24 protein-coding genes and 1 pseudogene are annotated in these 25,983 nt (G+C 63.7%); 14 read left to right on the forward strand and 11 right to left on the reverse strand.

Going from position 1 to position 25,983, the window contains the following annotated elements:
• A pseudogene (locus NKI61_RS24225) lies at positions 1 to 3,959 on the reverse strand (kinesin); the annotation flags it as partial.
• Between the two features lie 313 nt (positions 3,960 to 4,272).
• Between NKI61_RS24225 and NKI61_RS24230 the strand changes: the two are divergent.
• The 3 genes from NKI61_RS24230 to NKI61_RS24240 all read left to right on the forward strand — a co-directional run bounded on the left by NKI61_RS24230 (position 4,273) and on the right by NKI61_RS24240 (position 6,225).
• Positions 4,273 to 4,611: an Hpt domain-containing protein gene (locus NKI61_RS24230; protein ID WP_023706163.1), complete on the forward strand. Its 339-nt coding sequence runs from the start codon at positions 4,273 to 4,275 to the stop codon at positions 4,609 to 4,611.
• Between the two features lie 157 nt (positions 4,612 to 4,768).
• Positions 4,769 to 5,089: a 2Fe-2S iron-sulfur cluster-binding protein gene (locus tag NKI61_RS24235; RefSeq protein ID WP_023673507.1), complete on the forward strand. Its 321-nt coding sequence runs from the start codon at positions 4,769 to 4,771 to the stop codon at positions 5,087 to 5,089.
• A 104-nt stretch (positions 5,090 to 5,193) separates the two neighbouring features.
• Positions 5,194 to 6,225 (forward strand): NAD(P)/FAD-dependent oxidoreductase, encoded by a 1,032-nt coding sequence (locus tag NKI61_RS24240; RefSeq protein WP_023673506.1) that lies wholly within the window; start codon positions 5,194 to 5,196, stop codon positions 6,223 to 6,225.
• Between the two features lie 20 nt (positions 6,226 to 6,245).
• Here the strand turns inward: NKI61_RS24240 and NKI61_RS24245 are convergent, their stop codons facing one another.
• Positions 6,246 to 7,730 (reverse strand): MDR family MFS transporter, encoded by a 1,485-nt coding sequence (locus tag NKI61_RS24245; protein WP_352841228.1) that lies wholly within the window; start codon positions 7,728 to 7,730, stop codon positions 6,246 to 6,248.
• Between the two features lie 233 nt (positions 7,731 to 7,963).
• Entirely contained in the window at positions 7,964 to 8,584 is a 621-nt protein-coding gene (locus tag NKI61_RS24250; protein ID WP_031208961.1) for a DUF922 domain-containing Zn-dependent protease, read from the reverse strand.
• A gap of 133 nt (positions 8,585 to 8,717) precedes the next feature.
• On the opposite strand from NKI61_RS24250, the gene folP reads away from it, so the two are divergent.
• The 3 genes from folP to folK are packed head-to-tail and all read left to right on the forward strand — an operon-like array spanning position 8,718 to position 10,478.
• Positions 8,718 to 9,563, forward strand: coding sequence for a dihydropteroate synthase (gene folP / locus NKI61_RS24255; RefSeq protein ID WP_352841231.1), 846 nt, complete (start codon positions 8,718 to 8,720; stop codon positions 9,561 to 9,563).
• A 53-nt stretch (positions 9,564 to 9,616) separates the two neighbouring features.
• Complete coding sequence (gene folB, locus NKI61_RS24260; protein ID WP_023673502.1) at positions 9,617 to 9,976, forward strand: dihydroneopterin aldolase; 360 nt, start codon at positions 9,617 to 9,619, stop codon at positions 9,974 to 9,976.
• The gene (gene folK / locus NKI61_RS24265) at positions 9,960 to 10,478 is read left to right on the forward strand and encodes a 2-amino-4-hydroxy-6-hydroxymethyldihydropteridine diphosphokinase (RefSeq protein WP_023739998.1); all 519 of its coding nucleotides are present in this window, start codon (positions 9,960 to 9,962) and stop codon (positions 10,476 to 10,478) included. The genes folB and folK overlap by 17 nt, the downstream gene beginning before the upstream one ends.
• Here folK and NKI61_RS24270 read toward each other — a convergent pair.
• Both NKI61_RS24270 and NKI61_RS24275 read right to left on the reverse strand, forming a co-directional pair.
• The gene (locus tag NKI61_RS24270; protein ID WP_352459402.1) at positions 10,475 to 11,023 is read right to left on the reverse strand and encodes a DUF924 family protein; all 549 of its coding nucleotides are present in this window, start codon (positions 11,021 to 11,023) and stop codon (positions 10,475 to 10,477) included. The genes folK and NKI61_RS24270 overlap by 4 nt on opposite strands.
• Positions 11,023 to 12,870 carry a monovalent cation:proton antiporter-2 (CPA2) family protein gene (locus NKI61_RS24275; protein ID WP_352841233.1) on the reverse strand — a complete coding sequence of 616 codons (1,848 nt, stop codon included), beginning with the start codon at positions 12,868 to 12,870 and terminating at the stop codon, positions 11,023 to 11,025. The genes NKI61_RS24270 and NKI61_RS24275 overlap by 1 nt, the downstream gene beginning before the upstream one ends.
• 160 nt (positions 12,871 to 13,030) lie before the next feature.
• Between NKI61_RS24275 and NKI61_RS24280 the strand changes: the two genes are divergently transcribed.
• From NKI61_RS24280 to NKI61_RS24290, 3 genes are all read left to right on the forward strand, one after another.
• Positions 13,031 to 14,020 (forward strand): AraC family transcriptional regulator, encoded by a 990-nt coding sequence (locus tag NKI61_RS24280; RefSeq protein ID WP_023673498.1) that lies wholly within the window; start codon positions 13,031 to 13,033, stop codon positions 14,018 to 14,020.
• A gap of 59 nt (positions 14,021 to 14,079) precedes the next feature.
• A complete protein-coding gene (locus tag NKI61_RS24285) occupies positions 14,080 to 15,288 on the forward strand; it encodes an MFS transporter (protein ID WP_352841236.1) in 1,209 nt (402 codons plus the stop codon).
• A gap of 183 nt (positions 15,289 to 15,471) precedes the next feature.
• Positions 15,472 to 15,738, forward strand: a complete 267-nt coding sequence (locus tag NKI61_RS24290; protein ID WP_023673496.1) for a hypothetical protein — start codon at positions 15,472 to 15,474, stop codon at positions 15,736 to 15,738.
• A 344-nt stretch (positions 15,739 to 16,082) separates the two neighbouring features.
• On the opposite strand, the gene NKI61_RS24295 is transcribed toward NKI61_RS24290, so the two are convergent.
• The 4 genes from NKI61_RS24295 to NKI61_RS24310 all read right to left on the reverse strand — a co-directional run bounded on the left by NKI61_RS24295 (position 16,083) and on the right by NKI61_RS24310 (position 19,845).
• Entirely contained in the window at positions 16,083 to 16,631 is a 549-nt protein-coding gene (locus tag NKI61_RS24295) for a hypothetical protein (RefSeq protein ID WP_023673495.1), read from the reverse strand.
• A gap of 82 nt (positions 16,632 to 16,713) precedes the next feature.
• A complete protein-coding gene (locus NKI61_RS24300; protein WP_352841239.1) occupies positions 16,714 to 17,781 on the reverse strand; it encodes a YcjF family protein in 1,068 nt (355 codons plus the stop codon).
• Positions 17,778 to 19,256, reverse strand: a complete 1,479-nt coding sequence (locus NKI61_RS24305) for a YcjX family GTP-binding protein (protein ID WP_352841242.1) — start codon at positions 19,254 to 19,256, stop codon at positions 17,778 to 17,780. The genes NKI61_RS24300 and NKI61_RS24305 overlap by 4 nt, the downstream gene beginning before the upstream one ends.
• An 85-nt stretch (positions 19,257 to 19,341) precedes the next feature.
• Positions 19,342 to 19,845, reverse strand: coding sequence for a SixA phosphatase family protein (locus NKI61_RS24310; RefSeq protein ID WP_023693370.1), 504 nt, complete (start codon positions 19,843 to 19,845; stop codon positions 19,342 to 19,344).
• A 69-nt stretch (positions 19,846 to 19,914) separates the two neighbouring features.
• On the opposite strand from NKI61_RS24310, the gene NKI61_RS24315 reads away from it, so the two are divergent.
• Positions 19,915 to 20,094, forward strand: coding sequence for a hypothetical protein (locus NKI61_RS24315; RefSeq protein WP_023696495.1), 180 nt, complete (start codon positions 19,915 to 19,917; stop codon positions 20,092 to 20,094).
• 5 nt (positions 20,095 to 20,099) lie between these two features.
• Entirely contained in the window at positions 20,100 to 20,516 is a 417-nt protein-coding gene (dksA, locus tag NKI61_RS24320; RefSeq protein ID WP_023673491.1) for an RNA polymerase-binding protein DksA, read from the forward strand.
• 175 nt (positions 20,517 to 20,691) lie between these two features.
• Here the strand turns inward: dksA and NKI61_RS24325 are convergent, their stop codons facing one another.
• A complete protein-coding gene (locus NKI61_RS24325; RefSeq protein WP_023706175.1) occupies positions 20,692 to 21,408 on the reverse strand; it encodes a flagellar biosynthetic protein FliO in 717 nt (238 codons plus the stop codon).
• 205 nt (positions 21,409 to 21,613) lie between these two features.
• Here NKI61_RS24325 and cckA point away from each other — a divergent pair, with 205 nt between their 5' ends.
• The gene (gene cckA, locus NKI61_RS24330; RefSeq protein WP_023670922.1) at positions 21,614 to 24,184 is read left to right on the forward strand and encodes a cell cycle histidine kinase CckA; all 2,571 of its coding nucleotides are present in this window, start codon (positions 21,614 to 21,616) and stop codon (positions 24,182 to 24,184) included.
• Positions 24,185 to 24,268: 84 nt separating this feature from the next.
• Positions 24,269 to 24,979 (forward strand): purine-nucleoside phosphorylase, encoded by a 711-nt coding sequence (locus tag NKI61_RS24335; RefSeq protein ID WP_023754913.1) that lies wholly within the window; start codon positions 24,269 to 24,271, stop codon positions 24,977 to 24,979.
• A 5-nt stretch (positions 24,980 to 24,984) separates the two neighbouring features.
• Here NKI61_RS24335 and NKI61_RS24340 read toward each other — a convergent pair whose 3' ends face one another.
• Positions 24,985 to 25,287 carry a ribbon-helix-helix domain-containing protein gene (locus NKI61_RS24340; protein ID WP_023670924.1) on the reverse strand — a complete coding sequence of 101 codons (303 nt, stop codon included), beginning with the start codon at positions 25,285 to 25,287 and terminating at the stop codon, positions 24,985 to 24,987.
• Between the two features lie 220 nt (positions 25,288 to 25,507).
• Between NKI61_RS24340 and NKI61_RS24345 the strand changes: the two genes are divergently transcribed.
• Positions 25,508 to 25,903, forward strand: coding sequence for a VOC family protein (locus NKI61_RS24345; RefSeq protein WP_023670926.1), 396 nt, complete (start codon positions 25,508 to 25,510; stop codon positions 25,901 to 25,903).
• The last annotated feature ends 80 nt before the right edge of the window (positions 25,904 to 25,983 follow it).

A 25,983-nucleotide genomic window follows, 5' to 3' on the forward strand; every position in this document is an offset into this window, starting at 1 on the left:
GCGCGGGCGACCAGCTTCTGGTCGGCGGCGTCGAACGTGCCGGCGATCTCGCCGGCGCGGGCAGCCAGCCGTCCGGCCGTTTCTTCGGCGCGGGCGAGCAGCGAGTTCGACGTCTCGTCGTGCCGGGCAAGCAGCACGCTCGACGTATCCTCGGTGCGAGCGAGCAAGGCGTTCGTCGTGTCCTCGGCGCGGGCAAGCAAGGCGTTCGTCGTATCCTCTGCGCGCGCAATCAGGGCGCTCGATGTGTCCTCGGCACGTGCGTGCATACGGCGATCCGCGTCCTCGAAGGTCCGGGCGATGTCCTCGGCCCGGGCCAAAAGGGCGGCCGAGGTCTGCTCGGCACGCTCGGCGATCTTGCGGTCCGCGTCACTGAAGGCAGCACCGGCCTGTTCGTGCAGCGCGCTGGTGACTTCCATCACCTTCTCGCGCAGCGCGCCGGCAACGAAGACGGCGCTCTTTTCGAGCACGCTGCGGACATTGTCGACACCCACCGACAACGCGCGCTCCATGGTTCCGGCGCGCTCTTCGATGATGCCGGTCTGCTTGCTGAAGGCCTGCTCGATCTTCTCGACATCGGCAGCGATTGCCGCCGAGATATCGGTGCTTCTGCCGGCAATCTGGTCGATATGGCCCGACAGCGAGCGGTCGACATCCTTGCGTATGTCGGCGAGCTTTGCCAGATCGTCTTCCAGCGCCTGGGTCAACATGTTGCGGCCTTCGGCCAGCTTGCCGACATGGCCGGCGATGATGTCGTCAACCTCACCGCGGCTTGCCGACAGCTTCTGCAGGTCGGCTTCCAGCGCACGTTTCAGGATGTCTCGGCCCTCGGCCAGCTTCTCGACCTGGCCTGCGACCAGTCCGTCGATGCTCGACCGGCTCTCGGCCAGCTTGGCGAGGTCGTCCTCGAGAGCCTTCGACAGCGTCGCGCGATCCCGGACGAGCTTGTCGCTGTGACCCTCGATCAGGCTGTTGACATTTTCCAAATCCGCTTCCAGCACCCGTGCGAACTCGCCACGGTTTTCGCTCAGCTTCTGCGACTGGTCGGCAATGGCGCTCCTGATCGCATTGAGATCGGCTTCGAGCGCCCGTGTGAGGATGTCTCGGCCCTCGGCGAGCTTCTCGACCTGTCCGGCGACCAGCCCATCGATGTTGGAGCGGCTCTCCGCCAGCTTGGCGATGTCGTCTTCCAGTGCCTTTGAGAGCGCCGAACGGTCCTGGACGAGCCTGTTTTGATGATCGGCCATGATGCCGCTGACATTGTGCAAATCGTCCTGAAGCGCCTGGGATAGCGTCGAACGATCCTGGACAAGCCGGCTCGAGTGGTCGGTGATCAGGCTGTTCACATTCTGAAGGTCATCCTTAAGCGCCTGGGATAGCGTCGAACGATCCTGAACAAGCCGGTTCGAGTGGTCGGCGATCAGGCTGTTCACATTCTGCAGATCGGCCTCCAGTGCCTTGGAAAGCTGACCGCGCTCTTCCGCCACCTTGTCGGAATGACCCGCGATGGCGCCCTTGATGGTGTTGAGGTCGGCTTCGAGCGCGCGCTTGAGGATATCGCGGCCCTCGGCCAGCTTCTCGACCTGGCCGGCGACCAGCCCGTCGATGCTCGACCGGCTCTCGGCGAGCTTGGCGAGGTCGGCCTCGAGCGTCTGTGACAACAGGCCACGATCGTCGGCAAGCCGGCTCGAATGGTCGGAGAGCAGGCCTCTGATGCCGGACAGGTCGTTCTCCAGCGCCTTGCTGAGTTCGGTGCGATCCTCGGCCAGTTTCGCAGAGTGGTTCTCGATCACGCCCTTGATGCCGATAATGTCGTTTTCGAGCGCCTTGGTCAGGATGGCGCGGCCTTCGGCGATCTTTTCAACCTGGCCGGCGACCAGCCCGTCAATCGAGGCGCGGCTGTCGGCGAGCTTGCCGAGATCGGCTTCCAGGGCGCGCGACAGAATGTTGCGGCCTTCGGCCAGCTTACCGACATGCCCGGCGACCATTTCGTCAATGATCGTACGGGCTTGCACAAGTTTTCCGGAGTCTTCATGCAAAGCCTGGTTGAGCCGGTTGCGGCCTTCTTCAAGCCGCTCGAGATGGCTGCCCAGCGACGCGTCGATGGCGGCGCGCGACTCGTTGACCTTGCGCAGATCCTCTTCCAGGGCGCGCGAGATCAGGTTGCGGCCTTCGGCCAGCTTCTGCACCTGGTTCGTTACGGCCGCATCGATGCCGGCACGGCCCTCGGCGAACTTCGCCAAGTCCGCCTGCATGGCAGCCGCCATGCGTTCGCGGCTTTCGGACAGCTTGCGGCTGTGGTTTTCGACGGCGTCCTCGATGCCGACACGGGCATCGGCAAGACGCTGGATGTCGGTGTCGAATGAGCGCGACACGACATGGCGGGCGGCTTCCATCCGGCCGGCGAAATCGCTGGCGCGGGCTTCGAGCATCGACGAGGTCGACGAGACGATGTCGGCCATGTCGGCGCCGATCTGGGTCTTGCCCTGATCGATCATGGCCGACAAATGATCCTTGCTCTCGGCAAAGGTGTGGGCGATCTCGCGGGCGCGCTCGACCAGCGTTTCGTTGATCTGGCGGGCGCGCGCCTCGAGCGCGGCGTTGAGCTTCTGCGTGCCGGTATCGAGTGCTTCGGCGCGGGTCTGGAATTCGCTGATCAGCGCCTGGCCGCGCTCGGCCAGCGTCCGCTCGATGCCGTTCAGGCTGGACTCGAATTCCGAGCTCAGGGTGCGGGCGGCGCCGCCGAGCAGCGACACCATACCGGTGGTGCGGTCGTCGAGCAGGTCGGTCAGCGACCGGGTCAGGCCGTCTGTGGTGTCCGTCAGCTTGGCGATGCGGGTGTCGAGCAGCGAAGCAAAGGCTTCGCCCGATGTCGACAGCCTGTCGGTGATTGAATCCAGCCGGGTTTCGACGGAATCGAAGATCGACATCGAGCTTTCATTGATGCGGTCGATCAGCGTGTCGCCGGAATTGGTGATCGTCATCGACAGCTTGGTCGACGCGTTGAGGATAGAGTCGCGAATAATGTCGGAGGCGGCGCCGATCTCGTCCTTCAGCGTTTCATGCGCGCCGGTGATCGAGGCGCGCACGCGCTCGGCATGAGTGACGACGGCTTCGCGCTCGCTGCCCAGCCCGTCGACCAGCGACCGGATGCGCGATTCATTCTCCGAATAGGAGCGTTCGATCTGGTTGACCTCGCTGTGGACCAGCGTTTCGAGCTCGACGGCGCGCGCCAGCGTGCGCTCGATGCCTTCGCCCATCGCCGCCACTTCACGGCGAACGGCCTGGCCGATCATCATCACGCGATCTTGGGCGAGGTTTTCCGGCTCCGCCAGACGGAAAGCCACTTCCGTCATCGACTGGGCGGCAATGCGCATTTCCTGCGCGCGGCGGATCATCGCCGCGAAGGCCCAAAACAGGACGACCGGTATGATTGCCGCGATCGCCAGGCCGATCAGTTCAGGGCGGGCCAGGATTTGATCGAAAGTACGAATTTTCCAGATGCTGGGGCCAAACAGCAGATTGGCGAGGCCGCCGGCGCCGGCGATCCAGGCCAGCGACACGAAAGCCACGACCCAATAGATCGTGCTAGACGCGCGCCGGTTGAGGCTGTGCAGCAGCGTCTTGTAATCTTTTTGGCGGTCATCGTTTGCCGGCTTGAAGCCGGCTGGCTGAGCGCTGTTGCGCGATTCGACCGGGCGCAGCTCGGCGGGCTTGGCTGCCGGCTTCGCACTCTGGTTTTGTTGGATGGGCGCGTTTTGAGCGGGGGCGGGCTTCTGGGGGCGGCCTTCGCGCGCCAGTTCGTCCGCGGCCTGCGATATCTGCGCTTCCAGATCTTCCATCGACGCCGCGATATCGAGATCGCCGCTGCCGTCTCCGCTGAGATCGAGGTCTAGTGCCTTTTCGAGTTCCCTGGCTACGTCGCTGTCGAGAGTTCTGGTCGTCGTTGGTTTCTTCGCCATGCCTTCGCTACCCTGTACTAGCTGCCGAGGGACTTCTTATTTTTGCCTGATTCTGGCTCGTCTTATCCCACGCAGGAGGCTGAAAATGGACCTTCGTATCGTAATGACACACAGGGGTAAAGAAAACATGCATTCCGCGAGATACGTAAAACTTTAAATATAAGGTTAACGACAACGTGATCTAACCGCCTCAGCGGCAACAATTTTCCAGCCCATTCATTAACGCGTTGGCGACGGAAATCGCCTAGTTTTTTCGGCGATCGGCACAAGGAGTTTCAAATTGGTACGCGGTGAAAGCGGCATTGCCTTCTCAATGCCGGGCGGCGATGCGTCGGGACCGGCCCGTTCGCGCCCAGTGGATCTGGCCCACCTGGCCCGTCAGACAATGGGCGATCGCGCCCTCGAACAGGAGGTATTGGCACTGTTCGTACAGCAGGCGCTTTCCGTCCGGGACAGAATAGTCGATGCCGACGTCAGGGAGCGACTGCTTCTGGCGCATGGGCTGAAAGGTTCGGCGCGCGGGGTCGGCGCCTTTGCCATCGCCGACTGCGCCACCTCGATCGAACAGCAGCCGGAAGATGCGCGCATCCTCAAGCGCCTCGGCGCCCTGATCGAGGAAGTGCGCGATTTCATCGCCGCCATCAGCCGGTAATGGCTGCCGCTCGGCAGCGGCCACCGGGATGAATCGACGGGGCCAGGGCGTGCTTTGGCCAGCTTTCCGAAAAAACGTCACAAAGCGGCGCTTTCGCGCGGCAGTTGACTTGTCCGGCGGAGTGATTATCTCGGCTGGGACTCCCTTCAGGTGACAAATGACCAAGCTGACCTTCATTGCCCATGACGGCACTCCTTTCGATGTCGAGGCCGAAAACGGCTCGACCGTCATGGAGAATGCGATCCGTAGCGCGGTGCCGGGCATCGAGGCAGAATGCGGCGGCGCCTGCGCCTGCGCGACCTGCCATGTCTATGTCGACGAAGCCTGGACGGCCGAGGTCGGCGAGCCGGAGGCGATGGAAGAGGACATGCTGGACTTCGCCTATGACGTCCAGCCGAACTCGCGGCTGTCCTGCCAGATCAAGGTGCGCGACGCGCTTGACGGCCTAGTCGTGCGCGTGCCGGCTCGCCAGGGTTGATCTCCCGTACCATCTGATTTTTCCCGCCGCCGCTTGGCAGCGGGCCAATGCTCATGCAGTCTCGCGCCAGTTTCGCCCCAGTCTGACAATGAGGCTCGCCTGGCATGACCGATGTAATCAAGACGGACGCACTCATCGTCGGGGCGGGGCCGGTCGGCCTGTTCGCGGTGTTCGAACTCGGCCTCTTCGACATGAAGTGCCATCTGATCGACATCCTCGACCGGCCGGGCGGCCAATGCGCCGAACTCTATCCGGAAAAGCCGATCTACGACATTCCAGGCTGGCCCTCGATCTCGGCGCAAGGGCTGGTCGACAGACTGCTGGAGCAGATTCACCCGTTCAAGCCGGATTTTACCTTCAACCGCATGGTCTCCAGCCTGGAAAAGCTGGACGACGGCTCATTTCGGGTCACCACCGACGAGAACGAGGTGTTCGAAGCCAAGGTGGTGGTGATCGCCGCCGGTGGCGGCTCGTTCCAGCCCAAACGGCCGCCCATTCCCGGCATCGAGGCCTATGAGGGCAGGAGCGTCTTCTATTCGGTGCGCCGTATGGAGGAATTCCGCGGCCACGACCTCGTCATCGTCGGCGGCGGCGATTCCGCACTCGACTGGACGCTGAACCTGCAGCCGGTGGCAAAAAGCGTGACACTGGTCCACCGGCGCGCGGAATTCAGGGCGGCGCCCGACAGCGTCAACAAGATGTATGCCATGCAGGAGATGAAGCAGCTGGAGTTCCGGGTCGGCCAGGTGAGCGGCCTGACCGGCGCCGACGGCGAGCTGGCCTCTGCTACCATCAAGGGCGGGCCTGACGGCGACATCGAGGTGCCGTGCACGCGCATGCTGCCGTTCTTCGGCCTGACCATGAAGCTCGGCCCGATCGCCGAATGGGGGCTCAACCTTCATGAGAACCTCATCCCGGTCGATACCGAGAAATTCCAGACTTCGGTGCCAGGCATCTTTGCCGTCGGCGACATCAACTGGTACCCAGGCAAGCTGAAGCTGATCCTGTCGGGTTTTCACGAGGTGGCGCTGATGGCGCAGGCCGCCAAGCGCATCATCAGCCCCGGTGAGCGCATCGTCTTCCAGTACACGACGTCGTCGACCAGCCTGCAGAAGAAGCTCGGCGTCGTGGAGTAGGTCCTACAGCGCTTTCCGGATCACTCCACCAGAACGACCGGCGCCTCGGCCTCGTCGCGGCCGCGCAGTGACTTCTCCGGCATCAGCGCCAGCGTCATCAGCGCCAGCACGAGCGTGACGGCCGCGGCAAGGAAGATCATCATGAAGGGCGTCGCTGAGACGATCTGTCCGGCAGCCGGCGCGCCTTCGCCGGCAAGCGGCAGGCCATAGCCGAGCGCGACGGCGCCAAGCATGGCGACGCCGAGCGCGCTGCCCAGCGAACGCAGGAAGGTCAGCACGCCGGTGGCAACGCCGAGATGCGCGCGATCGACGGCGTTCTGCACCGATACGGTGGCGACCGGGAAGGTGGTGCCGCTTCCAAGGCCGATGCAGATGGTCAAGAGCTCGACCACCAGCAGCGAGGCGCGGCCGGCGACCAGGCTGAGCACGCCAAGACAGATAATGGCGAAGAGAACGCCGACCATGGCGATACGCTTGTAGTGGAAGAAGCGCGGTATCGTGCGGCCGCTGAACGTCGCGCCGGCGACCGTTCCGAGCAGCAGGCCGAGCATGGCAAGGCCCGACTGGCTGACCGACAGGCCGATGATCGACTGCAGATAGACCGGCAGGTACACCGACAGGCCGATATTGGCGGCCTGCAGCAGGAACATCGACGCCGTGCCGGCAAGCACGATCGGATTGCTCAGCACTTCAAGCGAAATCAGCGGCTCGGCCGCACGCATCAGCCTGAGCGCGAACGCACCCCAGAAGACCGCCGAACAGGCCAGCAGGCCGACGATCTCGCGCGAGGCCCATGGATAGGCGCTGCCGCCCCAGTTGAGGGCCAAAAGCAGCAATGCCGTCGCCACCACCAGAAGCAGCGCGCCCAGCGCGTCGATGCGATGCCGCTTTGCGGCGACCGGCAGTTTGCGCAGCGGCTTGTTGATGATGGCCATGGCCAAGATGCCGAGCGGGATATTGATCCAGAAGATCAGCGACCAATGCAGATGTTCGGCAAATCCGCCGCCGAGCAAAGGCCCGGCGATGCTGGCGACCGCCCAGGTGCCCGAAATCCAGGCGGCATAACGCGCGCGTTCGCGCGGCGGCACCAGGTCGCCGATGACGATCTGCGCCAGGGCGAACAGGCCGCCGCCGCCCGCACCCTGGATCGCCCGGCCGACAACCAACACGAACATGTTGGGGGCCATGGCGCTGACCAGCGATCCCAGAAGGAAGATCAGGATCGCCGCATAGACGGTCGGCCGGCGGCCATAGACGTCGGAAATCTTGCCGTAGAGCGGCGCCATGGCCGTCGCCGTCAGGAGATAGCCGGTCACGATCCACGGCAGGTAGTCGGCATGGCCGAGCGAACGGCCGATGGTCGGCATGGCCGGCGCGACGATTGTCTGGTCGAGCGCCGCCAGCAGCATCGACAAAAGGATGCCGGCGATGATGACGTTCTTCTCGCTTTCCGTCAGCGGCGCGGCGGGCGCCACCCTATCCGGCTTGTCGACAGCCTGGTCCATATCAGTTCATCCATAACGTTCGAGAGCGATTGCGCGGCGCCAAATGGCCGCTCCGCTACACGCCGCCTCAATTGGTCTTGATCTGGTGTTTCGAAGCTCGCGCCTTGCCAGCCTGACATATCTTGCGAGCCTGACATATGTCGTCCCGTATAGGCCGATTTCGACCTATGCCCGAAAATTTTCTGGGGCTGGCCTCATGTTTCGGCAGAATTGGCTTGGTATCAGTCCGTGTTTCAGCCGGGCGGAAGCTGGCCCTTCTCGACGCGCTGCATGCGGTAGCGCAGCAGCCGCAGGATGCGGCTTTCGAAATTCACGCCTTCCACGCGGTCGAAGCGCAATTGGTCCTGGTCATGCCTGGCGAGTTCGGCCGCGGTGATCTGCGCCGCCTTCGCCTTTGCCCCGGCGCAGGTCTTTTGCGCAAAGCTCGCGTTCAGCGCGTCTTCGAGCAGACGGCCGTGGTTCTTGGCGATCTCGACATGACGCTCCTCATGGCGCTTGATGTCGGCCGACAGGGTGTCCCAGAACAGTCTGACATCGGGATCGGCCTTGCGCGGCCTGCGCCACTCCGGAAGGATGACCTTGACCTTGACGGTGACGGCGGCCTTGGCGATGCGGCAGGTGTCTGCGGTTTGCGCGTAGCTGATGCGGGTGGTGAACGCCATCTGGGTGGCGCCTGGATGCCGCATCCCGGTGCTTTTCACCTCGGGTCCATGCTTCGACAATTGCGTCTCGATGTCATCGAGCGTGCTGCCGCCGATGGCAAAATAGCTGTAAGTCTTCACCAGATTGGCAGCATTCGCCGGCAGGACGGTCAAAGCCAGCATCAGGGCGCAGAGCAGGGGTCGTTTCATCATGTTGCCTCTTCACGCACCTTGCTTTACGGCCGTTGCCGGCGCAACGGAATTGATCTTCCACCGATCACGCATCGGTGATGGATTGCAAGCGCCCGATGAGCCACATGCCAATGAGACACATGGTTGAAGGACAATGACGACAAGGCGATGGCAACTGGCGCATGGGCGCCATCTCGACCTTGGCGAGAAAGCTATTGTGGTCGGCATTCTCAACGTCACGCCGGACAGTTTTTCGGATGGCGGACTGTTCATCACGCCTGACCAGGCGGTGGCGCAGGCGCACCGCATGGTGGAAGAAGGCGCCGCCGTCGTCGATATCGGCGGGGAATCGACGCGCCCCGGCGCCTCGCCCGTGACGCCTGAAGAAGAGCAGACCCGCATCCTGCCGGTGATCGCCGCGCTCGCCGGGTCAGGCGAAGCCCTGATTTCGGTCGACACCTATCGCGAGGAAACCGCGCGCCTCGCCGTCGCCGCCGGCGCGCATATCGTCAACGATGTCTGGGGCTTGCAGCGTGAACCCGGCATCGCCCGCGTCGCCGCCGAGACCGGCGCCGGACTGGTCATCATGCATACCGGGCGCGGGCGGCAAAAACTGCCCGATGTCATCGCCGACCAGTTTTTGTTCCTCAAGGCTTCGCTGGAAATCGCCAGGCGCAGCGGCGTTGCGGACGATCATATCGTACTCGATGCCGGCTTCGGCTTCGCCAAGGAGACGGCTGAGGAAAACCTCGACCTGATGGTGCGGTTTTCCGAGCTTAAGGAGCTCGGTTTTCCCTTGATGGCCGGCACCTCCAGAAAACGCTTCATCGGCACCGTCACCGGCCGCGAAGCCGGCGCGCGCGCCGCCGGGACGGCAGCCACCAGTGTCATCCTGAGGCTGAAGGGCGCCGATCTGTTTCGCGTTCACGATGTCGCAATCAACATGGACGCACTGGCCGTCGCCGATGCTATGCTGGCGCGTGAAAAGCCCGGACGCTGAGCCCAGGACACCAAGAAATGCCAGGACACTAAGAAATGCCAGGACACTAAGAAATGTACGTCATCCGCATGAAGAACTGCGCCTTCTTTGCCCGGCACGGCGTGCTGGATGAGGAAGAGGCGCTTGGCCAGCGTTTTTATGTCGATGCCGAGTTGACGGTCGAGCCCAGCCGCCCACTGGAGGATGATTCCATCGAGGACACCGTCAATTACGGCATCGCCTTCACGGTGATTGAAAAGATCGTCACTGGACATCGCCGTTTCCTGATCGAGGCGCTGGCGCTCGAAGTAGCGAAGGCGCTGACTTCACGGTTTCCGCAGATCAGGAAGGCCGAGATCACCGTGCGCAAGCCCAACGCACCGGTGCCCGGGGTGCTCGATTACGTCGAGGTGACCGTTGTCTGGCCAGAGTAGCAATAACACGGTCTATCTCAGCCTTGGCGGCAATCTCGGCGATCCCTCGGCCTCGATGGCCACGGCGCTGCGCCTGCTGGACGCCGACGAGAACACGCGTGTAATCGCCGTCTCCTCGCTCTATCGCACGCCGCCCTGGGGCAAGCTCGACCAGCCGGATTTCCTCAACGCCGCTGCCGAAATCTCGACCTCGCTGGCGCCAAGGGCGCTGCTCGACCTCTGCCTCGAGGCCGAGCGCAAGCTGAAGCGGGTGCGCGAGGAGCGCTGGGGTCCGCGCCTGATCGACATCGACATATTGGTGTTCGGCGACCGCACAATCCACGAAACCGGGTTGGAAGTGCCGCATCCCAGGATGCTGGAGCGCGCCTTCGTGCTGGCGCCCCTGGCCGAGATCGCGCCGGATCTGGCGGTGGGCGGCAGGAGCGTGAGCGCGCGGCTCAGCGCCGTCGATACATCAGGCATAGAGCGACTGGCATCCGGCCGTGATTGGTGGCTGGGTTAACCGGAGAAGCCGCCGCCATCGAGAAATGCCTGTTCGTCCGCCGTCGTCTCGCGGCCAAGCATCTTGTTCCTATGTGGAAAGCGGCCGAAGCGCTGGATGATGTCGCGGTGCTCGACCGCGTATTTCACATAGTTCGGCGCCCTGGCGGTGGTGAGTTCGACCGATTTGTCCTGGTCCGCGGGCAGTTCCGAATGTTCGTAGGGCAGGTACAGGAAGACGCGCAGGTTTTCTTCCAGCGAAAGGTCATGGCCGGCCGCAATCGCTTTGGCGGCAAAGTGCCTTGCCAGCGGATCGGTGGCGTACATATGGCCTGAGCCGCGAAAGCAGTTGCGCGGAAACTGGTCGAGCAGGATCATCAGCGCCAGCGAACCCTCGGCATGCTCCGACCATGCGTCGCACTCGCGCCGCGCGGCGGCAAAGTGCAGGTCGAGAAACCTGCTGCGGAAATTCGCGTCGAAGGCGTCGTTCTTCTCGAACCACGCGTCTTCGCCGGCCTCGCGCCAGAATTTTGTGACGGCGAGCGCGCGCTCATCCAATGCGGTCATCAGCTTTCCCCCTGATCGGCGGGCTCCGGCTTGTGCAGCACGCCGGCCGTCTCTTCGTTCAGCGCCTGGCCGGGCCGGCGCGGTTGCGTCAGCGGCGTCGGGATCGGCGTGCCGGTATTGCCCCTGAGGAAACGTTGCCCGGCGCGGACGCCTTCGGCCAGCTGCGTCTCCAGTCGGGCATTGTCGCGCCGTCGCACATCCTCGATGACATCGGCGACATCTTCCGGCTCGACGCCCAAAACCTCGAGCGCGGAACCGCCGAAGACGAGGGCCGATTCGAAGGTCTCGCGCAGCTGGAAGTCGACGCCGGCGCGGATGAGCGAGAGCGCGGTGCCGCGATCGTACGCGCGTGCCAGGACAGTCAGCAACGGGAACTCCGCCTTGATCAGTTCCGCCATGCGCACGGCGGCGTCCGGCTTGTCGACGCAGATCAGCACGGCGCGCGCGCGGCCTGCACCTGCGGCGCGCAGAATGTCGAGCCGCGTGCCGTCGCCATAATAGACCTTGAAGCCGAAATCGGCGGCCGCCTGGATCATTTCGACATCATTGTCGATGATCGACACATCGATGCCGCGCAACAAAAGCGGCTGGCTGGCGATCTGGCCGAAACGGCCGAAGCCGATGACCAGCACACTGCCGGTAAGGCCGTCGGCGATGTCGACGCCTTCAAGCGACTGCTCGTCGCGCGGCGTCACATATTTGAGCGCAATGATGGCCAGCGGCGTCAGCACCATGGAGATGATGATGATCGCGGTCAGCGTTGCGTTGGCCCGGCTGTCGATGATGCCAACCGCCGCTGCGGCCGAATAGAGGACGAAGGCGAATTCGCCGCCTTGCGCCATGATCACGGCGCGTTCCAGCGCTTCACGATGACCGCTCTTCAGCAAGCGGGCGACGAGGTAGATGCCGAGCGCATTCATCGCCATGTAGGCGACGACATAGACGGCGATCAGCCGCCAGTTGTCGGCCACCACATGCAGGTCGAGCGACATGCCGACGGCGAGGAAGAAAAGGCCAAGCAGGATGCCGCGGAATGGTTCGACGTCGGCCTCCAGCTGGTGGCGGAAGGTCGATTCCGACAACAGCACGCCGGCGAGGAAGGCGCCCATCGCCATCGAGAGGCCGGAAAGCTGCATAACCAGCGCCGACCCCAGCACGACCAGAAGGGCTGCCGCCGTCATGACTTCGCGCGCCTTGGCGTCGGCCAGGATGCGGAAGAACGGGTTGAGCAGATAGCGGCCGGCCACCACCAGCCCGACGATGGCGCCAAGACCGATGCCGATTTCGGTCAGCCTTTGCTGCAGGGTCATCTCGCTGCCGCCGGGCGCCAGGAAGGCGACCAGCGCCAGAAGCGGCACGATTGCCAGATCCTCGAGCAGCAGGATGGACACGATGCGCTGGCCCTTGGGGCTGGCCATCTCGCCACGCTCTTCCAGAAGCTGCATGACGATCGCCGTCGAGGTCAGGACAAAGCCGGCGCCGGCAACGAAGGATTGCGCGATCGGAAAGCCGCCGGCGAGACCAACACCGGTGAGCAGCAAGGCGCAGACGCCGACCTGCAGCGCGCCGAGGCCGAAAATCTCGCGGCGCAGGCCCCATAGCCGCGACGGCTGCATCTCCAGCCCGATGATGAACAGGAACATGACCACGCCGAGTTCGGCGACATGCAGGATGGCTTCCGATTCGGAAAAAATGCCAATACCGAACGGGCCGATGACCACGCCCGCGGCGAGATAGCCGAGGATCGAGCCCAGCCCCATGCGTTTGAAGATCGGAACGGCGACGACGCCTGCGGCAAGCAGCGCCACCACCTGAATGAGATCGCTGCCCGATGCTTCCGCTGCCATGCCTCTTGTCCCTGTGTCCGACAGCACTCCTTGCATGCACCGGGAGCGGGAGGCAAGGGCGGGAAGCCTGCCAGGATGGGTAGGGTGCCGTGGCAGCGATTCCCCGGTGGAACAACAGTCTGAGCTTGCCTGTCGGACGGCCGGTATCTATATCTGACAAATGCCTGATTATTCGTCCCGGCCGTCGCCGCTGCCACATATCCCGATGGATGCGCTCAGCGAAGTTCTGCAAGACTTTCGCTTGAGTGGCGTCAACTATGGCCGCTGCGAACTCCGGCACCCATGGAGCATAGACTTTCCGCAACAACAACTGCTTCGTTTTCACTTTGTCGGCCAGGGTCCATGCTGGATTCACACCGAAGCGCAAGGCTGGCAGGAGTTGCGCGATGGCGATCTGGTGCTGCTGCCGCAAGGCATCGCCCATCGGCTGGCGAGTGCGCCGGACGTGGTGGGCGATTCGCTCGAGGGCTGCCAGGTGATCAAGTTGGGCGGCAACGTTTGCGAAGTGATACGGCAGGGAACGGGCGCGACAAGCACCCTTTTCTGCGGCTCCATGTCTCTCGGCTCCTATGCGCTCAATCCGTTGATCACGTTGATGCCGCCTCTCATCAAGGGTTGCGACGTGGCCGGCAATGACCCGATGGTCGGCCCTTTGCTGGCGGCCATGACGGTGGAGGCCGCGCAACCGCAGATGGGCAGCGCCACCATCCTGTCGCGTATGGCGGATTTGCTGACAGCCAGGCTCATCCGGTGCTGGGTCAATTGCAACGGCGCATCGACCACCGGTTGGCTCGCAGCCATCCGCGACCCCCATATAGGCCGCGCTCTGGCGGCCATGCACCGCGACCCCGGCCACAACTGGACGCTGGGAAGCCTCGCCGGCGTGGCAGGCCAATCGCGTTCGATTTTCGCCGAGCGCTTCAGCGCGGTATTGGGGGAGGGTGCCGCACATTATCTCGCCCGCCTGCGAATGCAGCTTGCCCGCGAATTGCTGGGCCAAAACGGCTTGTCGGTTGCCGAAGTCGCTACCCGTTTGGGCTATGATTCCGAGGCGTCCTTCGCCCGCGCGTTCAAGCGCATCACCAATGTCTCGCCAGGCGTTGTGCGTCGCACAATTCCTGGACGAATGGATATGAATTTCGGATTTTAAGGTACATAACATCCGGGCGGACTCGCCTATCTAAGATCTCCAACTGTGGAGATCTTTCCGTGACGGACACAACATTACAGCTTGAAGACGCCGCAATCGGCCTTGATGCCGATGCACCAGCCGCGTGGAGCGCGGCCACATGGTTTGCGGTCCTATCATTGGCGGCCACCAGCTTTGCCCTGGTGTCAGCCGAGTTCTTGCCGGCAGGTCTGTTGACGCCGATGGCGCGCGATCTCGGCATCAGCGAGGGAACTGCCGGACAGGTCGTCACCGCCACCGCTTCCGTTGGCGCCGTGACGGCCATGTTGAGCAATGTTCTCATCGGCCGATTGAACCGCAAGGCGGTGCTGGTTGGCCTCATGGCCCTGGCGGTCGGTTCCAATATTCTTGCGGCGCTGGCGCCCAATTTCTGGCTGCTGTTGCTGGGCCGGGCCGGGTTGGGGATCGCTCTCAGCGCTTTCTGGGCACTTTCGGTTGCCGTCGTGGCGCGGCTGGTCGGCGCCAATGCGACAGGTCGAGGCATGGCGATCGTCACCCTCGGCGTCTCGCTCGCCACCATCGCCGCGCCGTCGATGGGTGCGTTGATCAGCGACTGGCTGGGATGGCGCAGCGCGATGGCCATGACGGCGGGGCTGGCCGCGCTTGCCATGCTGCTGCAGCTTCTCAGCCTGCCGACCTTGCCTGCGGCGGCAAGCAACAGCCTTGCAGACGTCTTTCGGCTGACACGGCGGCGTGGCATCCAACTCGGCATGCTTGCCATTGTTCTGCTGATGACCGGGCATTTTGCCGGCTCGGTCTATGTGCGCCCCTTCCTCGAACAGGTGACGCTCCTCACAACCGGGCCGATTGCCCTGGCGCTGCTCGGGTTCGGCATCGCCGCTGTGATCGGCAATATTGCCGGTGGCCGCCTGGCCGACACCAACATCCACATGGCCCTCGCAGTTACCGCCGCGTTGATGGCGTTTTCGGCACTCGCTTTGGTGCTTTGGGGCGCGCAAACCGGCGTTGCCTTCGGCTTTGTTACGCTGTGGGGCTTCGCCTTCGGCATGGCGCCGGTTGTGCTGCCGACCAATATGTCCCGCGCGGCGCCTGATGCGCTGGAAGCAGCAGGCAGCCTGATGGTCACTTCCTTCCAGGTTGCCATCACCGTCGGTGCGGTTGTCGGCGGTTATGTCGTGGACACCTATGGCGCTACGGGGCCTTTGACCCTAACCGCCGTCCTTGCCGCGGCGACGGCCGCACTGGCGCTGCTGCAGCCTCGGGGCTGAAACCTTGCTTCGTCTGACACGGGCGGCCTCAATCAGGCCGTCCGCGCCGTTGCAGCAGCGCTGCACAAGTTTATGCGCCGCACACGTTGCGTTTTGCCGCAATCGGCGGCTATGGGACGCCAGGCTTCGGCCGTTGGAAGGCAGCGACGATCAAGTTCTGCCTTCGTGAGGAGAATGACTGGCATGAAGAAGTTTTTGCTCGTCGGCGTGGGTGTCGCCATGCTTGCCGCATCGGCCTGTTCGAAGGCGCCTGAATGCACGCAGGAAATCGCGGCCAAGAAGGCGCAGGAAATGACCGCCGCGCTGCAGGAAGCGATCACCAAGGATCCGACCAAGGCCGCCGACCTGACCGCCAAGGTGCAGGCTGTGACGACCAAATATCAGGGCGCCACCACGCCGGCCGACGCCTGCAAGGCCTATGACGAGCTGACGGCCGCCATCAAGGGCTGATTCTTCGTTCGGAAATTGAGGAAGGCGGTGGCTCAAGTAGCCGCCGCCTTTTTTGCTGGTGTTCTTAAAGGGCATCGCGCTGACACGGAGGACCGCCGGCACGCACAGGACCCTGACACGTTGGCCTTGCTGTGGCTTGGGCCGTCGGAGACGCTGACATCGTCGGTTGCGCGCCACATGTCCGATCGCGGCAGAAAGGTGCCGCACCGAGCGGCCCGTGCTTGAGGAGCGCCGACCCGGCCGCAAGGTGGCCTGTCATTTCCCGACATCGAGCTGAGCGGAATCGCTCAGCTATCGCGCAGTGCAACCCCGTTCCGCGCTTTTCTCGGGGAACCGCTTGAGAGTCAGTTTTTGGCGATGGAGCCGACTTCGACGGCGTCGACGCGCTTGAGGCTCATGCCGATGACCGGCACCAGCTGCTGGTCGACGCGCACGGCGATGGTCACCGTCATCGAATTGTCGTCGGGAATGCGGGCCTGCATGACGCCGCGCAATTGGTTGCGGTTGATGGTGAAGACGACTTTGCGGGCATCGACCACATTGCCGCCGATGATGTCCAGGCCCGACCCCGCGGCGCCGCCCATGAAATTGCCCTTGTAGTCGCGGCCCTTGCGCTCGACGGTCGCCGACATTTTCTGGGTGAAGACACCGACGCGGCAGTCGCCATCGAGCGTCATGCCGGTCTTGTTGTCCGGCGTCGAGCCGTCGAAGCTGCAGGTGAACTTCGTGCCCTTGTATTTGCCGGCGATGATTTCGCCCGGGCCGACCCATTTGCCTTCAACGGTGCGGAAGAACTGCTTGTCGGGCTCGGCTGCAAAGGCTTTCCCGGTCGGGCCCAGAGGTGCTGCAAGCGCGACCAGGGGCAGGACGCAGGACAAGATTACGCTTTTCATAGACGACACCCGGCAACAAGGAGGCTGTTGTTGGACGACCATGAACAAGATTGGTTAATGCTTGGTGACCGCGAGAGGGCGTTCACTTGCTTGAGGCGGGTGCTTCATTCTCTTTTTTGGCGGCAAACGAGGTCAGCGCCGACAGGAAATCGCCCATACCCGGCCGCCTGCCGGCAATGAAGGGCAGGGGCCGCGCCGTCTCCATGGCAGCAATGCCGATACGCGCCGTCATCATGCCGTTTACCACGCCTTCGCCGAGTTTCGCCGACAGCCGGGCGGCAAGGCCATGGCCGACGATCTGCTGGACGAAGCTGTCGCCGACGGCGATCGAGCCGGTCACCGCCAGATGGGCAAGAACGCTGCGCGCCAGCCGGAAAAAGCCCAGCGTGCCCGGCCTGCCGCCGTAGAGTTCGGACAAGCGGCGGATCAGGCGCCCGGCCTCGAACACGACATAGGCAACGTCTACGAGTGCGCGGGGGCTGACGGCGGTGACCAGCGACACGCGTTTGGCTGCTTCGAGGATCATCACCTTGGCTCTCGCATCGAGCGGCCCGAGAATTTCGGTCTCGGCCAGTCGCACCAGATTGCCGCCATCGATGATCTCGCCGCGCAATTCGGCCAGGGAGCGCCTGCCGGCCGCGGTTTCGGGTTTCGCAGCGACAAACGCCGAAAGCTCTTCGACGACGGCCCTTGCAGCCTTCGGATCGTCGCGCGCCACGGCATCGAGCGCCCGCTTTTGCAGTTTTTCGACCTCGGCCAGCCGGGCGATAGCCAGGAATTCGCGCACCAGCACGACTGCGAGGGCCAACACGGCAATTGCGGCCATTCCCGCTGCCAGCCACCCCAGCCACTCTGCGCGCTCGAACAGGTCGCGGATGAGCTGGTCGGTCCACAGGCCGACGGCGAGCGAAACCAGCACGCCGGCCGCGCCGAAAAACAGGCTGGCAAACAGCGAGCGCCTGCGCGGCGCGGTCGCCGGCGGCGGTTCGGCGGCGACAATGTCGGGTTCGTCGAAGACATCGATCTCGGCCGGCACGACGACGGCGCGCGACTTGCGTGCCGACGGCTCGGCATGGGGGCGGCGCGTTTCCTGCTTCGGTTCGGCCTCCGGCTCGATGCGGAAAGCTGCCGGTCTGCGGGGCGCGGTCATGCCAGATGGTCTCCGATCAGGAACTGCAAGGCGCGGTCGAGCCTGATATGCGGCAGCGACAGCGTGACGCCTTCAGCGGTGCGTTCGAGCTTTGGCGGGCGAAAGCGCACGAAACGGATCGCCGGATCGTCGCTGCTCTGCCGGTGGTCGGCTTCGGAAACGTCGAAAACCGCGTCAATTTTCTCCGGCAAGTCCCCGGGAAATATGGCGGTTTCGGCTTTACCATCGAAGGTTTCGCCGTTGATCTTCTCGCCCTTCAGCGGCGTGCCGATGATCACCGGCAGGGTTTCGCGGCCTTGCTTGACCGTGCCTTCGCGCGTCGCGCGCACCGCCGCCATGGCGACCACATCGACATCGGCGCCGGTGAAATTTGCCCGCGCCACGGCGCGGTCGGCAAGCCGCCGCACGATTGCCTGCAGCCGGTCATGGCTTTCGTGATGCAAATGGTCGGCCTTGGTCGCGGCAACCAGGATGCGGTCGATGCGGCGTGAAAACAGGTCGGTGAGGAAATTGCCTCGGCCAGGACGGAAACAGGAGAGGATTTCGGTCACCGCGCGTTCCAGGTCGGCCATCGCGCCGGGGCCGGCGTTCAACGCCTGCATGGCGTCGATCACCACGATCTGGCGGTCGAGGCGGGTGACGTGTTCGCGGAAGAACGGTTTCACCACATGCGTCTTGTAGGCCTCGTAGCGGCGCTCCATCATCGCTTGCAGCGAGCCGGAGCGCGGCCGTTTCTCACCCTTGAGCAGCAAGGGCGCGAAGGTCAGCGCCGGCGATCCCTCGAGGTCGCCAGGCATCAGGAAACGGCCGGGCGGCAAGGTCGAAAGCGCCCGCTCGTCGAGCTTGCAGGCCTTGAGGTAGGCGGCAAAACTCTCGGCGAGGCGCCGCGCCGTCATCTCGTAGGCATCGGCATTGGGGTCGATGGTCGCCGACAGCGTCCGCCAGTCCTGCGACACGTCGGCCCGCACCGGCAGCATCGCCATCTCGAACGCCTCGCGCGAAAAATCGGCGAAGGATTTGCCGAGCAGCGGCAGGTCGAGCAGCCATTCGCCGGGGTAGTCGACGATGTCGACCGACAATCGGCCGCTGGAAAACATCCGGTTCCAACCGGAGGCAGACTCATATTCGATGGTGAGCCTGAGTTCCGAAATGGCGCGCGTCGAGTCCGGCCAGGTGCGGTCGTTGACCAGGGCGGAGATATGGTCCTCGTACTGAAAACGCGGCACGGCATCGTCCGGCTGTTCCTCGAGGAAGGCGCGCGCGATCCGGCCCGACTTCTGCGCCTCGAAGAGCGGCAGGCGCCCGCCATGGATGAGATTGTGGACGAGAGCCGAGATGAACACCGTCTTGCCGGCCCGGGACAGGCCGGTGACGCCCAGCCGAAGCGACGGCGAAAAAAGCCCGCTCGCACGCCCCGACAGCGTATCCAGGGCAATTCTCGCTTCGTCGGTGAAAGTGGTCAGCGATGATGCCAAAATCTGTTCTCTCAGGCGTGCTCTTGCGCCGATATAGGCTTTGCGGTTCAAGTTTGAAATGGCGCCCGGCCTCGGCCGGCTCGGCTCAGAGATCGACGGGCGTCAGGAAGGCTTCGAGGTAGCCGGCGCCTTGCGCAGCCTCGGTGAGGGTGCCGTCGAAGCGCACGACCGCAAGGCCGGAGGTCGGGAAACCATGGTTCATGATGGCCCGAGCAGCCTCGTCGCCGTCGCCCGAGACCGCCATGGCAAGGTCTTCCGTCATCGGATTGTGGCCGATGACCAGCAGCGAGCCGGGGCCGCCGTTGCTGCGGATGATGGCGAGGTAGCCGGCGGCATCCTCGCTGTAGAGCGTGTCGAAGAACAGCACCCGGCCGGTATCGGTGTGGCCGGCGATGCCTTCCAGCGTCTGGCGCGCCCGCTTGGCGTTGGAGCAGAGCGTGATATCGGGGATGTAGTTGCGGGCACGCATCGCAGTCCCCATCATTTCGGCATCGGCAATGCCGGATGCGTCGAGCGGGCGATCGAAGTCGCGCACGCCGGGAAGGGCCCAGCCAGCCTTCGCATGCCTCAACAGATACAGTCTGCTCACCGGACCCCCAATGGTGTGCTGCCCACCAATGACACAACTGGATTAGCCACGAGAAAGGCCTGAGGCACAATGGGCGGCGACGCCCAAGCGCAGCGAATCATGTGCGAATTCGCCCGCGCCCTTGCTATGGAAGGCTTTGCTGAGGATCGCCCGCGCGGCATTAACAATTGCGTGAAACGCGCGCGGATTACGCTTGTGCAGCCTTCTCTGCGCGAATATATAGGCGCCAAATTTGGGGTTGTTGGGTGAGTCGAATGAACGATATCGTTACAGCCAATTACGTACCCTCTGAAGACGAGCCGTTCATGAACGAACGGCAGAAATCCTACTTTCGCCTGAAGCTCGTCACCTGGAAGACCGACATACTGCGCGAAGCGCGCGAAACCCTCGAAATCCTGCAGCAGGAAAACGCCAACCATCCCGATCTCGCCGATCGCGCTTCCTCGGAAACCGACCGCGCCATCGAGCTTCGGGCCCGCGACCGCCAGCGCAAGCTCATTTCAAAGATCGATTCGGCGCTGCAGCGCATCGATGAAGGCACATACGGCTATTGCGAGGAAACCGGCGAGCCGATCGCGCTGAAGCGGCTGGATGCGCGTCCGATCGCGACCTTGTCGATCGAAGCGCAGGAGCGCCACGAACGCCGCGAGAAGGTCTATCGCGACGATTGAGCCGCTGCCGTCAGGCAGGACTGTTTCATCAGAAATGGCCGGGTTTCCCGGCCATTTCTGTTTTTGGCCGAAGGGTTTAGTCCGCCCCCAAGTTAAAGCGCGTCGCGCTGAAACGGACGACACGCTTAAGCGGCGTTCGATCGGGAATCGGCAAGATGTGACGGTTCGCCGGGCTTTATCGTTTCTGGCTGGCGAGTTCGCCGAGCAGCTTGGTCATCTCGTCGTCGAGAGACTGCGGTGCCTTCGCAGCCGGCTTGCTTGCCGGTTTGGGGTGCGAATCGTCGAGCGAGACCTCGAGCTCCCGCATCAGGGTATCGTCGATGGACTCATGCTTCGGTGGCGGGGCCTGCCGGGCAGTATTGGCGGCGGAGCCATAGGCCGGCAGCGGTGTCACATTGCTCGCCTGGTAGATTTGAGCCGGTTTCGGCGCCGGCGCGGCCTGGCGCGGCGGAACGGCGGCCGGAGCAGCCCTTACCGGTTGCGGCGGCGGCGCCTGCCTTGCGGGCGTGGCCGGAGCGGGTTGTGCTGCGCGCGGACGCGGCGCCTGTTGCTGCTGGCCAACACCGCCATCGCCGGTCAATGCCGGACGGCGTGGCGCTGCAAGCCTGATATCGCGCTCGACGACAACGTCGGTTGGGCCGCCGATCAAAAGCAGGTGTTCGATGTCGTCGCGACGGATGAGCACCAGCCGGCGGTGGCTGTCGACTGCCGTGGCGTCCATGACCGCCAGCCGTGTCTTGCGGTTCCTGCCGCCGGCAACGAAGGTGCCGAAGGTCAGGTTGCGGATCAGCCTGATGATGATGAGCACGATGACCAGCAGGACAAGGGCAGCAAACGTCCACAGCAGCGCTGCGGCATATCCGGGACCCGCCACATTATCCAGCCACTGCATCGGTGCCCCCAATCGGCTTTTGAAGTGGAGGGACACTAGACCGTTGCGGCCAGCCACCGCAAGTTGCCTTCACGCTTCGTGAACAGCTTGAAAACACCGACGCGTCATTTTTATCCGACATTTGCCGCCAAGGCCTTTTCCGGATTAGGAGAATGTGATTCAACCGGCCGGGGGCGGTGTCGGACAACTCACGAGCAGGGGGCATATGGCCAGGGAAACGCGCGGCGATTTCTATCCGGTACCGATCGTCGATCAGAACACGCGGCCAGGCGCGGTTACCCGGCTCATCGTGTTCATCATCGTCCTGACTGGGGCCGCGATCGTTTTCGGCATTTTCCGCGAGCGTCTTGGCGATCCGTTCCTGCTCGGCATGCTGGGCGTGCTTGCCATGATCGGCGTCGGCTTCCTGTTCGCCACGGCCATCGGCTTCGTGCAGATCGCGCCGCGTTCGACCGGGGACGAACTGTCGAAGGCCTTCGTCGATTCGATGTCGCAGGGCCTGATCGTCACCGACACCAAGGGCCGCGTCGTCTACGCCAACCGGGCCTACGCCGAGATGACCGGTGCTGCGTCGGCCGCCGATCTGAAGACGGTCGAAGGCCTGCTTTCCGATGTCCCCGAAGCTTCGGTGACCATATACCGGCTGGCCTCGGGCTTGCGCGATGGCCAGGCCGGCGACGGTGAGTTCCGGTTAGCACAGTCGATCCGGCCGGGCGCCGAGCCCGGCGCGCGCTGGTACCGGGCGCGGGCCCGGACCTTCAGCGTTCCCGGTCAGCGCCTGCCGATGCTTGCCTGGCAGCTTGCCGATATCTCGCAGGAACGGGCCGAGCAGGAGCGTTTCTTCCTCGACTTGCAGAAGGCCATCGACCATCTCGACCATGCGCCGGCCGGTTTCTTCTCGGCCGACCAGGAAGGCCGTGTCACCTACATCAACGCCACGCTCGCCGAATGGCTGGGCATCGATCTGGCGAGCTTCACCCCTGGCGCCGTGACACTCCCGGAAATCGTCGCCGGCGACGGCATGGCGCTGGTGCGCTCGGTCAAGGCCGATCCCGGCACCACCCGCAACGCCGTCATCGATCTCGATCTTACGACGACGACCGGCGAGGCGCTGCCGGTGCGCTTCATGCATCGGGTCTCGGCCAGCCGCGAGGGGACCAACGGTCCCACCCGCACCATCGTGCTCAACCGCACGCAGGGCGAGGACGCATCGGCCGATCTTCGGGCTTCGGAGGTACGCTTCACTCGCTTCTTCAATTCGACGCCGATGGCCATTGCCGCCGTCGACAATGGCGGCCGCATCCTGCGCACCAATGCGCCGTTCCTGTCGCTGTTTTCCTCCGTCGTCGACGGCGACGCGGTCGACCGCCGCGTGCGGCTGGACACCGTGATCCACGAGCGCGACCGGCCGGCCTTTGCCGCCGCCTTCGAGAAGGCGCGGCTGAGGCAGGCCGACATCGAGCCGATCGACACGCTGCTGCCCGGCAATGAGGAGCGTCACATCCGCTTCTACGTCAACGCCGTCGCCGACGGCACCGGCGAGGGCGCCGAGGAATCGGCTATCGTCTATGCCGTCGAGACCACCGAGCAGAAGGCGCTCGAGGGCCAGATGGCGCAGAGCCAGAAGATGCAGGCAGTCGGACAGCTCGCCGGCGGCATCGCCCACGACTTCAACAATGTGCTGACCGCCATCATCATGGCGTCGGATCTTTTGCTGACCAATCACCGGCCGTCGGACCCGTCCTTCCCCGACATCATGAACATCAAGCAGAATGCCAACCGGGCGGCCTCGCTGGTGCGGCAGTTGCTCGCCTTCTCGCGCAAGCAGACATTGCGGCCGGAAGTGCTGAACCTGACCGACGTGCTTGCCGATCTCCGGATGCTGCTTGCCCGCCTGGTTGGCAACGAGATCAAGCTGAAGGTCGACCACGGCCGCGATTTGTGGCCGGTCAAGGTCGATATCGGCCAGTTCGAGCAGGTGGTGGTCAACCTGGCCGTCAACGCGCGCGACGCCATGCCGGCCGGCGGCGACCTCACCGTACGCACCCGCAACGTCACCGCCGAACAATGCAAGAGCTTCTCCTACCGCGAGCTCACGCCTGCCGACTATGTCGTGGTCGAGGTCGAGGATAGCGGCTCGGGCATTGCCCCGGACGTGCTGAAGAAGATTTTTGAGCCGTTCTTCACCACCAAGGAAGTCGGCAAAGGCACCGGCCTTGGCCTGTCGATGGTTTATGGCATCATCAAGCAGACCGGCGGTTTCATCTTCTGCGATTCCGAAGTCGGCAAGGGCTCGACCTTCCGCATCTTCCTGCCGCGCCATATCGTGGAGGCGAAGAAGCCCGGCGACGTCAGCGAGGCGCCGGCTGCGCCGGTGAAAGCCGCCGACAGCGCCAAGGACCTGTCGGGCTCGGCCACTGTGCTCCTCGTCGAGGACGAAGACGCCGTGCGCATGGGCGGCTCGCGGGCGCTGACCTCGCGCGGCTATACCGTCCATGAGGCCTCCTCGGGCGTCGAGGCGCTGGAAGTCTTCGAGGCGCTCGGCGGCAAAGTCGATATCGTCGTGTCCGACGTGGTGATGCCGGAAATGGACGGACCGACGCTGCTCGGCGAACTGCGCAAGCGCCAGCCCGACATCAAGTTCGTCTTCGTGTCTGGCTATGCCGAAGACGCTTTCGCCAGAAACCTGCCGCCGGACGCGCAATTCGGCTTCCTGCCGAAGCCGTTCTCCCTCAAGCAACTGGCCACCGTGGTCAAGGATGTATTGGAGTCCTAGGGCGCCCTAATTCAAAGCTTGCGCAATGACGTGACACTGCCATGATTGCAGGCGAAACGGGCGGCGGGTTTTGGGGAGCATGTCGTGACGCCGCACAACGAGGCTGCCAGGGGCGACTATGCCGCAACGGTGCTGTTGCCGGGCGATCCGCAACGCGCCGAGTGGATGGCAAAGACATTTCTTGAGGCGCCGCGCTGCGTCAACCGCCGCCGGGGCGCACTCGGCTTCACCGGTCTCTATCGCGGCCGTCCCATCAGCATCCAGGCCACCGGCATCGGTGTCCCGTCCTTCCTGGTCTATGCGCATGAACTCCTGGATGTTCACGGCGTAAAAACGCTGATCCGCACAGGCACCTGCGGCGGCCTGACACCCCGCGTGCCGCTGCGCTCCTTGGTGATCTCGCAGTCGGTGCGCGCCGAAAGCGACCAAAGCGGCCAGGTCTTCGGCCTCTACGATGCTGCCGCCGGGCCCGATCCCGGCCTGTTCGCCCACGCTTTGGCCTGCGCCGCCCAGCTCGGCATCGACCACCAGGCCGGGCTGACCATCTGCAGCGATGTCTTCTACCACCCTGAAGGGCGCGACCGCTTTGCCGAAGCGCAGGCGCTTGGCGCTCTCGCTGTCGATATGGAAACCAGCGCACTCTACCGAATCGCGGCGCATTTCGGCGTCCGCGCGCTGTCGCTGCTGACCGTCGTCGACAACATCGTGACCGGCGAACAGACTGCCTATTCCGAACGTCAGGCGCTGTTCACCGATATGGCGCGGCTCGGGCTCGACGTTGCGGCGGAAGGCTAGCTTCCTCAGGCCGCTTCGCGCTTCGGCGTCAGCTCATCCATGTCTGGCCGGTGACCGCGCAGATAGAGCGCGCAGGTGGTACGCAGCATCGACGCGAAGTTGGGAATGGCGCCGTTGATCTCGATCGCCTCGTCATAGAGTTTTGAGATGAACTTCGGCGTCGTCAGGCCTTGGCTGTCGGCAATTTCGTCAAGCAGCGCCCAGAACGTTCCTTCAAGCTGGATACTCGTAGAGTGACCGTCGATGCGGATCGACCGGTTGATCTGTCGATAGCCTTCCGGATCCTGCCCGGCAAAAACCCTGCACATCCTTACCTCCCGATATTGTTGGTTTTGGGCGCAGCGTGTCGCGCCTTCAAGTTATGGTTGTCCCTGCATGTTCGGCCTTGTGGGCCGAATCGGCAATCGGACTTTCGTCTTTAGGCGCAGGCATAGCAGCGATTGCAAATTTAGTCGTGGTAACCGGCTGCCACCACCTTTCGCGCGTGCCGCCCATAATCGCCTCCAGCATGCAGCGGCGGAGACTGATTTGGCGAAGGCAATCCATTCCATGATCCGGGTTCTCCAAGAGGCCAGATCCGTCGATTTCTACAGAAACGCTTTCGGGCTCGATGTCGCCGACAGGCTGGATTTCGAGACATTCACGCTGATTTACCTTGCCAACGCCGAAACGGGGTTCGAGCTCGAACTCACCGTGAACAAGGGCCGCACCGAGCCTTATGAGCTAGGCGACGGTTACGGCCATCTGGCGGTCTCGGTGTCCGATCTCGACAGTGAACACGACCGGATCGGCGCGCTCGGCCTCAACCCCAAGAAGATCGTCGAATTCAACCGCGACGGATCGCTGATCGCGCGCTTTTTCTTCATCGAGGACCCCGACGGCTACAAGATCGAGGTTCTGCAGCGTGGAGGGCGCTTCCAGTAGGGGATTATCGGCCGCATTCAGCCGCGCGACGCCAGCAACGGCGCTGTTCAAGGGCGCAAACAGCAAGCAGGGAGGAACAA

Origin of the sequence: Mesorhizobium sp. M0514, from assembly GCF_040321145.1 — a bacterium.
Taxonomy (GTDB): Bacteria; Pseudomonadota; Alphaproteobacteria; order Rhizobiales; family Rhizobiaceae; genus Mesorhizobium.

Bases quoted from the DNA above. Each gene is read 5' to 3' on its own strand.
- NKI61_RS24315 (WP_023696495.1), top strand. From the start codon at position 19,915: ATGGGCGGCGACGCCCAAGCGCAGCGAATCATGTGCGAATTCGCCCGC.
- NKI61_RS24235 (WP_023673507.1), top strand. From the start codon at position 4,769: ATGACCAAGCTGACCTTCATTGCCCATGACGGCACTCCTTTCGATGTC.
- NKI61_RS24270 (WP_352459402.1), bottom strand. From the start codon at position 11,023: ATGACCGCATTGGATGAGCGCGCGCTCGCCGTCACAAAATTCTGGCGC.
- NKI61_RS24240 (WP_023673506.1), top strand. From the start codon at position 5,194: ATGACCGATGTAATCAAGACGGACGCACTCATCGTCGGGGCGGGGCCG.
- NKI61_RS24230 (WP_023706163.1), top strand. From the start codon at position 4,273: ATGCCGGGCGGCGATGCGTCGGGACCGGCCCGTTCGCGCCCAGTGGAT.
- cckA (WP_023670922.1), top strand. From the start codon at position 21,614: ATGGCCAGGGAAACGCGCGGCGATTTCTATCCGGTACCGATCGTCGAT.
- NKI61_RS24245 (WP_352841228.1), bottom strand. From the start codon at position 7,730: ATGGACCAGGCTGTCGACAAGCCGGATAGGGTGGCGCCCGCCGCGCCG.
- NKI61_RS24325 (WP_023706175.1), bottom strand. From the start codon at position 21,408: ATGCAGTGGCTGGATAATGTGGCGGGTCCCGGATATGCCGCAGCGCTG.
- NKI61_RS24275 (WP_352841233.1), bottom strand. From the start codon at position 12,870: ATGGCAGCGGAAGCATCGGGCAGCGATCTCATTCAGGTGGTGGCGCTG.
- dksA (WP_023673491.1), top strand. From the start codon at position 20,100: ATGAACGATATCGTTACAGCCAATTACGTACCCTCTGAAGACGAGCCG.
- folP (WP_352841231.1), top strand. From the start codon at position 8,718: ATGACGACAAGGCGATGGCAACTGGCGCATGGGCGCCATCTCGACCTT.
- NKI61_RS24300 (WP_352841239.1), bottom strand. From the start codon at position 17,781: ATGACCGCGCCCCGCAGACCGGCAGCTTTCCGCATCGAGCCGGAGGCC.
- NKI61_RS24290 (WP_023673496.1), top strand. From the start codon at position 15,472: ATGAAGAAGTTTTTGCTCGTCGGCGTGGGTGTCGCCATGCTTGCCGCA.
- NKI61_RS24295 (WP_023673495.1), bottom strand. From the start codon at position 16,631: ATGAAAAGCGTAATCTTGTCCTGCGTCCTGCCCCTGGTCGCGCTTGCA.
- folB (WP_023673502.1), top strand. From the start codon at position 9,617: ATGTACGTCATCCGCATGAAGAACTGCGCCTTCTTTGCCCGGCACGGC.
- NKI61_RS24250 (WP_031208961.1), bottom strand. From the start codon at position 8,584: ATGATGAAACGACCCCTGCTCTGCGCCCTGATGCTGGCTTTGACCGTC.
- NKI61_RS24280 (WP_023673498.1), top strand. From the start codon at position 13,031: ATGCCTGATTATTCGTCCCGGCCGTCGCCGCTGCCACATATCCCGATG.
- NKI61_RS24340 (WP_023670924.1), bottom strand. From the start codon at position 25,287: ATGTGCAGGGTTTTTGCCGGGCAGGATCCGGAAGGCTATCGACAGATC.